Source organism: Okeania sp. (genome assembly GCF_983059655.1).
The window spans coordinates 1-8,272 of the sequence record NZ_CEZPJD010000344.1 but is presented as its reverse complement, the minus strand read 5'-3'; the positions used below and the strand labels follow the sequence as shown (position 1 = coordinate 8,272).

General features: G+C 36.2%; 5 protein-coding genes, 1 tRNA gene and 1 pseudogene. 2 read left to right on the top strand and 5 right to left on the bottom strand.

Annotation, left to right across the window (positions count from 1 at the left end):
• Window positions 1-1,256: 1,256 nt before the first annotated feature.
• The 5 genes and pseudogenes from prmC to AC3DU7_RS18650 all read right to left on the bottom strand — a co-directional run bounded on the left by prmC (window position 1,257) and on the right by AC3DU7_RS18650 (window position 6,160).
• Window positions 1,257-2,162, bottom strand: a complete 906-nt coding sequence (gene prmC / locus AC3DU7_RS18670) for a peptide chain release factor N(5)-glutamine methyltransferase (RefSeq protein WP_488040818.1) — start codon at window positions 2,160-2,162, stop codon at window positions 1,257-1,259.
• A gap of 221 nt (window positions 2,163-2,383) precedes the next feature.
• Window positions 2,384-3,133, bottom strand: coding sequence for a Tic22 family protein (locus AC3DU7_RS18665; protein WP_488040817.1), 750 nt, complete (start codon window positions 3,131-3,133; stop codon window positions 2,384-2,386).
• Between the two features lie 1,063 nt (window positions 3,134-4,196).
• Window positions 4,197-5,034: pseudogene (locus tag AC3DU7_RS18660) on the bottom strand (IS5 family transposase).
• A gap of 147 nt (window positions 5,035-5,181) precedes the next feature.
• A tRNA-Pro gene (locus tag AC3DU7_RS18655) sits at window positions 5,182-5,255 on the bottom strand.
• 353 nt (window positions 5,256-5,608) lie between these two features.
• Window positions 5,609-6,160: a GNAT family N-acetyltransferase gene (locus AC3DU7_RS18650; protein WP_488040816.1), complete on the bottom strand. Its 552-nt coding sequence runs from the start codon at window positions 6,158-6,160 to the stop codon at window positions 5,609-5,611.
• A 73-nt stretch (window positions 6,161-6,233) separates the two neighbouring features.
• Here AC3DU7_RS18650 and AC3DU7_RS18645 point away from each other — a divergent pair, with 73 nt between their 5' ends.
• Together AC3DU7_RS18645 and AC3DU7_RS18640 are read left to right on the top strand one after the other, a co-directional pair.
• Window positions 6,234-6,959: a hypothetical protein gene (locus AC3DU7_RS18645; protein WP_488040815.1), complete on the top strand. Its 726-nt coding sequence runs from the start codon at window positions 6,234-6,236 to the stop codon at window positions 6,957-6,959.
• A gap of 455 nt (window positions 6,960-7,414) precedes the next feature.
• Entirely contained in the window at window positions 7,415-8,260 is an 846-nt protein-coding gene (locus AC3DU7_RS18640) for an alpha/beta fold hydrolase (protein WP_488040814.1), read from the top strand.
• The last annotated feature ends 12 nt before the right edge of the window (window positions 8,261-8,272 follow it).

The following is an 8,272-nucleotide window of genomic DNA, read 5'->3' as shown; positions in this document are numbered from 1 at the left end:
AAAATGAATTAGCTTCAAATTAAATTATTCCAACCAGTTGCCCTGATTAAAATTCAAGGTTGATCTTAACTGCGACCCTTCACTAGAAAAATTACAGCACTTTTGTCAGGTCGAGCTGCCAGTAATGGTACAATATCAGTAAGGAAGCTAACTAAATTACCAGATATAGCCTACTCAATTAGAATCTCAATATATACTAAACCGATTATTTAATTTCATTTTTCAATTTTTAATTTCCAAGAAAATATAGGCAATTTTAGCATTTCTGGCAGAAAAAACTCTCAATCCATGGAGCTTAAGAAAATGAAACGAGCCTCAAATTAAATTATTTCAACCAGTTACCGTGATTAAAATTAAAAGCTTATCTTAACTGCGACCCTTAAACAGCACTTTTGTCAGGTCGAGCTGCCAGTACTGGTAAAGTCTAAATAGAAAAGCTGACTAAATTACCAGATATTACTCCCTCAATTAGAACCTCAATAGAGACTAAACCTCATAACTTTACTCTCTAAAACAATTTTAGATTTTGTTTGAAAAAAATAGGCAAATTTATAGCATGGAAAGTAGAATTGAAATAGTATTTATATCATCCAAATATTGATAAATACTATGTTTTACCTTTGACTTATAATAAAATCTATGAGTAATTCTGAACAAAAGAGTTGGAACAAAAGAATAAATGTTTTTTTAATAGGTATAGCTATTCCTGTAACTGGTATACTTGTAGGCATTTTCGTTCCAGAAATTAGATGATCTTTAGGAATAGCACAAAATAGTTGTAAAAATAAATATTGCAAAAATCTATTCCAAGAAGGTAAAAGAATTGAATTCAAATATAGACCTATAAAGAAAGACCATATAGAGGTTGGAAAAGTTGAAATTCGTCAAGTCATAGATAGAAGTAAAGCAGATGGAACAACAGAAGTAGAAGGATATGCAACTCTTCTTGAGCATTCATTTCCAGTAGACATAAATCTTGAAGTTCCATTATTATCAAAAGATAATAATTTTCCTAATAAGAAAAATCACGATCCTGTAAACTTCGATATTAAAATCAACAATGAAACAGGTAAATGGAAATTACGTTGGGCTGCCAAAGCAGGTGTTTTAGTAGGCGAGGATGGGACATGTGAAGATGGAAAAGCCACAATATATATGGACCACCCCATAGTAGAAAGAGAATATAAATTAGTATTTCAACTTATTCCATAACAAGACTCTATAAAAATTTTTGAAGCTCAAGAAAATAATAATTGCTACTTCAAATAACCCATAGCAAACCGATCAATACCCTCAATATCCGGAAAAATCTCAACCCCACAATAAGCTCCATTATCTTGCAACATTTCAGCCACCATCTCCCCTTGCCCACTCATCATCTCCACCAACCAAACACCACCAGAAACCAAATATATTGGAGCCGTTTCAATCAAATATCTAATACAGTCCAGCCCATCAGCACCACCATCAAGAGCAAGATGAGGCTCATGCTCCCTGACCTCTACTTGCAAAGTAGAAACCATATCGCTAGGAATATAAGGAGGGTTAGCCACCATTCCACTCACCTTACCCCGCAAATGCTCCAATGGTTCCCACCAAGAACCTTGAAAAAAATTTATCTTGTTCCCTAAACCCAATTTAGTCCCATTCTGTCTAGCAATAGCCAAAGCTTCTGAACTACAATCCACAGCATAGATAGAAGCCTCTGTCAATACTTCTGCCAACCCAAAAGCAATCGCTCCACTGCCAGTTCCCAAGTCCACCCAAATTCCTTCTTGAAGATGGGGAACACTATTAGTAGCTGCTACAACCAGATCGATTAAACACTCAGTTTCTGGCCTTGGTATCAAAACCCCAGAACCCACATCCAAAGAAAAATTCCGCCAATAAGTAACCCCAGTTAAATATTGAAGCGGAACCTTTTCATTTATACGTCTAGACCAAAGATTATTCAACTCAACTAAAGAAAGCCTCATTGAAATATTAGGCCAATCTTTAAAAGACTCCAAACGAAGCGTTAATCGATCTAGTCCAGCAAATTCTTGCAACAACCAATCAACCTCAGTAACATAGATACCTGCCTTTAAACCATCACTCCGAGCACTGCGATACCATTGCCAAAGGTCTAGACCTGAAACTACACAGTCCGAAGAAAAGTCCATTAATCGCGATCGCTTAAAATCTCAAATTTAATTTATTGACATACTCCCGACTTTGTGCATGAGCGACAACGCGGAATTCTTCAACCCGCAAAGGAGTTACAGTTTATACAGAGGTGATGCCCTCCCCCTGTGTTCTTATATTATGACTCGGTAAACAGATATCTAAATTCTATACACAAATTTTTAGGCTGATAGCTGACCGCTGACCGCTGACCGCTTCTTTAATTACCAGATTGTCTTAACTTTTGTACAAACTCCAAAGACTCCCTAGGAGGAATAAAAATAATTTTTTCTAAGAAAGGATCGTTATCATTCTCCAAGGCATTAATCACACCCTCAAGATTCACAACTTCAATTTTCACAGAAGAAAAAACATCAGGTTGTTGAGTCTTAGCTCGCTCCAACATTCCCTGTAAATCTTCTTTATTAAAAAACATAGGAATAACTTGCTGTTCCCCACGTTGAATAGTTAAATATCCATCATCAGGCCCACCTTTAGCTATAAACAAAGGTACTCCAGTAAACTGGTTAACATCCTGACCATTCTGCTCAAGTAAAATCTTAGCAGATTCAACCTGCCTTCTAATTGGAACATAAGCAAACTGTAGCTTTTGCCCATTATTTTGGCTAGATTGGCTCATTTCATAAACTTCACCCAAAGATACAGGCACTACCTTAACCGTAGCTGCCAGATCGGGATTTTCTCCTTTTAATTTTTCTACAAAAGCATCTGCATCACTCTTACTAATAAAAACCCCTGCCACAGAAGAATTTTCATCACCTTCTTTTTTGACAGAAGCTACAAGAGGAGAGCCATTTTGATCTGTGATTGTAAATACAGGAACGGGAGTTAACTTCTGTAGTACTTCTTCTGCAGATAATGCTAGTGCAGACATCTCTTTGAAAGAAGGGCCAATTAAAGTGCTAGCCACTATTCCTAACACTGCACTTAAGCGAACTAATGATTTCATAGGTTCTCCATTTTATTTAAAAAAATATAGCAAAAATAAAAGTTATGAACATCAAGTAACTCATAGTAGAGAGATGAAAAAACTATGTTAATTTGTTCAAAAGCAACCAATAAACATAATTTAATCTTTTTAAGTTTTTATCTATATAATCGACTCAATTATCAAAATATTTATTCCATAATTCATAATAAATCCAGAGCTTTTTACCGTATTAAAAGCATAATTTTGCTATCATTAATTAAATCAAATCATTATTTTTCAGAAGATTTAAGCTATCAAATTAAGTAATAGCTCTATTTAAAACTGCCTTTTAATTATCATAAAAATAATTTAATTTTATGTTTTAATTGCACTGATTATAAAGTCTCTAAGAATTGTTATCTTGGGTCAAAACTAATCTCTGGTTAATTTATCACAATCATGAATTGAGAATCATCGGAGTATGATTTATGGAAAAAAAGTTATAGCTGTAGGTAAGTATAACACAATTTTTTCATTTGCTTAAGCTAAAAATAAATAAAAACATAGTAATTTACACACAGTAAGACATAGTCTTTCTCCTAAAGTAGAGTTAAATTATAAATAATTCAATTCTAGGTTAAGCTATTGACTAAAATTAAAAATTTTGTGCCTTATCCAACAGATTAGAACAGATAGTTATAGATAACTTAGCTCATGAATATTAGCTTAGTGCAGGATGGCGGAAATAACTGACCAGTTAAAAATCCTCAAACAATTACAAGTTAAACTTCATGCATTAAGAAGAAAATTATAGAAGTCAATAGGAGTTAATAATTCAGTAAGTATTTATGCCTAATATTTCACTCCCGATCTAAGGTAAATGAGGGTAATTTATATGGTATAAATACCTAAACAAGCATTGAAGTGCCAAATGTGGGTTGAAATGAAAACCGCTGTAAGCACAACTAGATAACTAAAGCTAACCTTTAGAGGATTAAAAAATACAACAGATTCAATCTCAGCGAGGTATTGCTGTTGTCAAAATATGGCCTGCATCAAAATAGTATCATTTAAATTTCCATACTCTAGGGCGTGTCATCAATTAAAAAATTGACAAAATAGGTATTGTATGATCTAGGTCAGTGGCGATCGCTATGCTAATAAAATGACTGAGGCTACCTGTAGGAATCCCTCCCAGGAAGTTAACCGAACGTTTATCGTATCTAGTAGCGATATAGCTGCTGCTAGGCTCCGCCAACGCTCGATACTGTTTAAGTTTGGCGAAAAAATTTTCGATCAGATGACGTGCTTTGTACAATATTTCATCGTAGTTACGGAGTTCACGCGCGGTTTTTTTTCGGGGGAATTACTACTTCTATTCCTCTGTGAGTTAAAGGCTCAATCTACTCTATCGTGAGCATCATAAGCTTTATCAGGCAAAACTGCTTCAGCTTCTACCATCGGTAGTAAAACATCTGCTCCATCTAAGTCACTGGCTTGGCCTGGAGTTAAAAAAAATTAGTGGGATTACCCAGAGCATCTACTACTCCATGTATTTTTGTACTTAATCCTCCTTTGCTACGGTCAATATTTTCCTGTTGTGCACTACTTTCTTTCGCTCCTGCACTATGCTGATGAGCACGAACAATAGTGGCATCGATCATGGCATATTCATTATCTGCATCCTCAGCTAAAGCATGAAATACTTTTTCCCAAACCCCTGAGTGGCTCCAACGACTAAAACGGGTATGGATAACCCGGAAGTCTCCAAATCTTCCTGGTAAGTCTCTCCAAGGAATTCCTGCTCTATATCTGTATAAAACAGCTTCCACAAAGAGGCGATTGTCTTTTGCTGTCCTTCCTGCGGTCCCTTCGCGCCCTGGTAGTAAATTTTGAATCCGTTCCCATTGATCGTCCCGCAAGCCATAACGTCTGGTCATTGAAAGAGTCCTTTTTTGTTATTCCTATAATTATTCTTCATGACCATACTATACCTCCAATGTCAACATCTTTAATTGATGACACGCCCTAAGAAAGGAGTTTTAAATGTTTGTACCTCATTGAACTAATATATTTTGCTGTAAGTATCGGGATGACAGGATTTGAACCTGCGACATCCTGCTCCCAAAGCAGGCGCGCTACCAAGCTGCGCTACATCCCGTTTGAACTATAAGGTTATTATAGCTCAATTTTTACAAGTTGTGCAAAAAAATTCAAAAAAATTTTACACTAAACAAATTTATCCATATATTCAAGAAATTTTTAGGAAAAAAAATCCTGATAACTTGAATTTCTAGATTTTAGATTTTACAGGAAAATGGCCCTAGCAAATAATATATATACCAATTGAGTTTTTACACATTCTAAAAATATAGACAATCCTAGACACGCTCTTCATCAAAAAGTAGCCCTAGAAGGGCCAGGCACATACCCCAATTTTTCGGTAATAAATCTAAATTCTAGATTTATTATATTATTATTTGGTTAATCATATTCTGATCGAACCAAAAACAGCTAATCTGGATACCAGAACATTCCTTTAATTCCCTCTGGATCAGGAATAAAACCTAAATTTTGGTAAAAATCAACAACATGAGGGTCAGCAAATAAGGTAATGTTGCTGATGTCCTCACTACGAAGTTTTTTGATAATGTACTTCATCAATGCTTTCCCCAAGCCCTTACCTTGGACATCAGGATGAACAACCACATCCCAAAGAGTAGCATTAAAAGCATGGTCCGATGTTGCTCTGGCAAAGCCAATAAGTCTTCGCTGACTGCCTCGCATCTGCCACATAGAGACCACAAGAAAACTATGTTGAATGGCCTTTCTTACTTTACGTAAAGGGCGACGAGACCAACCAACAGCATTACAGAGTTCTTCAAGTTCATATATATCTATGTCTCGATCTGTACTAAAAAATATACGTCCATTACTTCTATTAGGTGAATGAACAGCTTGAGAAGAAGCATTTCCTTCCCCAATAGTAGTGTATCCCTCATAATCTGGATTTTGAGGGTGAGATGTTGGCTCAGAGCCGGTAAACAAATTTTTCCAAAAACCCATGCAGGCGTGGTTAAGTTAGTAGAAGTTGGATGACATTATTAGATAGTATATATCCCGTTCCCTCTCTTCGATTATGGCTCCGGGTTTAAAATCATCAACACTAGAACTGCTAAGGCGCTTCAACCGAGCGTTTCCACAGTTTTATGAGCAATTTGTCAGTAGTGATATCCAACTGCAAAATTTGAAGTTAGCATATCAACTGTATAGAAGTAAACAAGCTGTAATAGAACTAAAACCAGAAGGCAGTAAAAGTGCCCTGCACTTTACCTACCGAAATCAATCATTTTTGCTCAGTGATATTTTTGGTGTCTTAGCTGCTTATGGACTAACTATTCATAGCCTCAGTCTTTATGGACAAATTTACCCACCGATGTTGGTCTTTATCAAATTAGTAATATCTCGGGGGGGCAAAGCGCTAACAGAGAAAACTTCAGAAAATGTTTGTCGTGCTATTCAAGAATCATTGGCAGGCCGTTTCGAGGTAGAAGAAATGTTAGCTGTAGAGTTTAATCTAGATAGTGGTTTAGAAGAAGTAGCGACAGAATTTTATGTCGATCCTGTATTTCATCTACCAGCACTACTGATTGAAGCAGATAATCAACCAGGTCTATTCTATAAAGTTATGTATGCCATCTGGCAAGAAGATTTGTTAGTAGTTAACGCCAACCTATTAGTTTGGCGTGGGCGAACTCGTCTTATTCTTTATCTTTTGGGGCCAAATGAAAGTTTGATTCCAGAATACTTAGGCCAAAAAATTGCTGAAGGTATGCGACAAAGATTGATGGGAGAAAGATACTAATAATAATTAATAATTAATAATTAATAATTAGTAATTAGTAATTACCTCTCCTTGAAAAGAAGAAGATTGACGCAAAAGGGAACATTTTTTCTTCTCTTGGTCGTCCAATCTTCTTCTCTTTAATAAGAATAAGTAGGGCTTGCTGATTAAATCTCAAAGCATTGACTGATATTGGTTTCAGCTTTTTTTGGTCGAAAAAAGTGCAAGCTTTTCGGTCTAAAGAGCTGCAAAAAGCAAGTATTTCGGGATGATTATGGCAGAACAATTAAGGGACGATTCTTATGACTACTTCTTCCATAATTCCTATTCCTCCTGTTTGCGGAGCATTCCGTAGGAAATTCTGGCTCCTGCCCTTGCTAAAAAACTTTATTCAGCAAACCCTAAGTAGTTCTAAATTATAAATTATTGAACTGTCCACTGCTATACCTTTGTCAATTCAGGATAAGATTAAAGATATGGCAACTATAGATATCAAAGGGGTTCCACACGCCTACGAATTGACAAGCCCCACTAAATACCCCCATGTACTTATTTTTATACATGGCTGGCTCTTAAGCCGTAACTACTGGCAACCTCTAATCCAAAAACTTTCACCAGATTACCAATGTTTATCTTACGACTTACGTGGATTCGGTGATTCTCAAATCCACTCAACCAAAAAAAAATTAGTTTTCAATTACAGTCCCGCAGCTTATGTAGAAGACTTGACAATATTATTACAGAAACTCAATATATCTAGTGCCTGGCTCATTGGCCACTCTTTAGGAGGCACCATTGCCTTGTTAGGAGCAAATCAAATACCCGACATCATCAAAGCAGTGGTCTGTATCAACTCTGGTGGTGGAATTTACATTAAAGAAGAATTTGAACGATTTAGGTTTGCAGGGGCACAAATCATCAAATTTCGTCCTAGTTGGCTATCTCATTTACCTCTGATAGACTTAATGTTTACAAGGACTCAGGTGGCCACACCCATCTCTCGTAAATGGGGACGACAACTATTAGCTGATTTTGTTGGAGCATCTTACGAAGCAGCTCTGGGAACATTATTGGACTCCACTACAGAATCAGAAGTTCATCGCCTGCCACTGCTAGTATCAAAATTGAAGCAACCTGTTTATTTTATTTCTGGAGCAAAAGACCAAGTAATGGCTACTAAATATGTAAAACATTTAGCTAGTTTTCACTGGATGTTTAAAGGCCACGGTGGAAATGTCCTAGAAGTTCCTGAATGTGGTCATCTCGCAATGTTAGAAAAGCCTGATGCTTTGTCTGGCTATATCCAAAGTTTTTTGCAATAATTGAGGGTTGCT

Bases quoted from the DNA above. Each gene is read 5' to 3' on its own strand.
- prmC (WP_488040818.1), bottom strand. From the start codon at position 2,162: ATGGACTTTTCTTCGGACTGTGTAGTTTCAGGTCTAGACCTTTGGCAA.
- AC3DU7_RS18665 (WP_488040817.1), bottom strand. From the start codon at position 3,133: ATGAAATCATTAGTTCGCTTAAGTGCAGTGTTAGGAATAGTGGCTAGC.
- AC3DU7_RS18650 (WP_488040816.1), bottom strand. From the start codon at position 6,160: ATGGGTTTTTGGAAAAATTTGTTTACCGGCTCTGAGCCAACATCTCAC.
- AC3DU7_RS18645 (WP_488040815.1), top strand. From the start codon at position 6,234: ATGGCTCCGGGTTTAAAATCATCAACACTAGAACTGCTAAGGCGCTTC.
- AC3DU7_RS18640 (WP_488040814.1), top strand. From the start codon at position 7,415: ATGGCAACTATAGATATCAAAGGGGTTCCACACGCCTACGAATTGACA.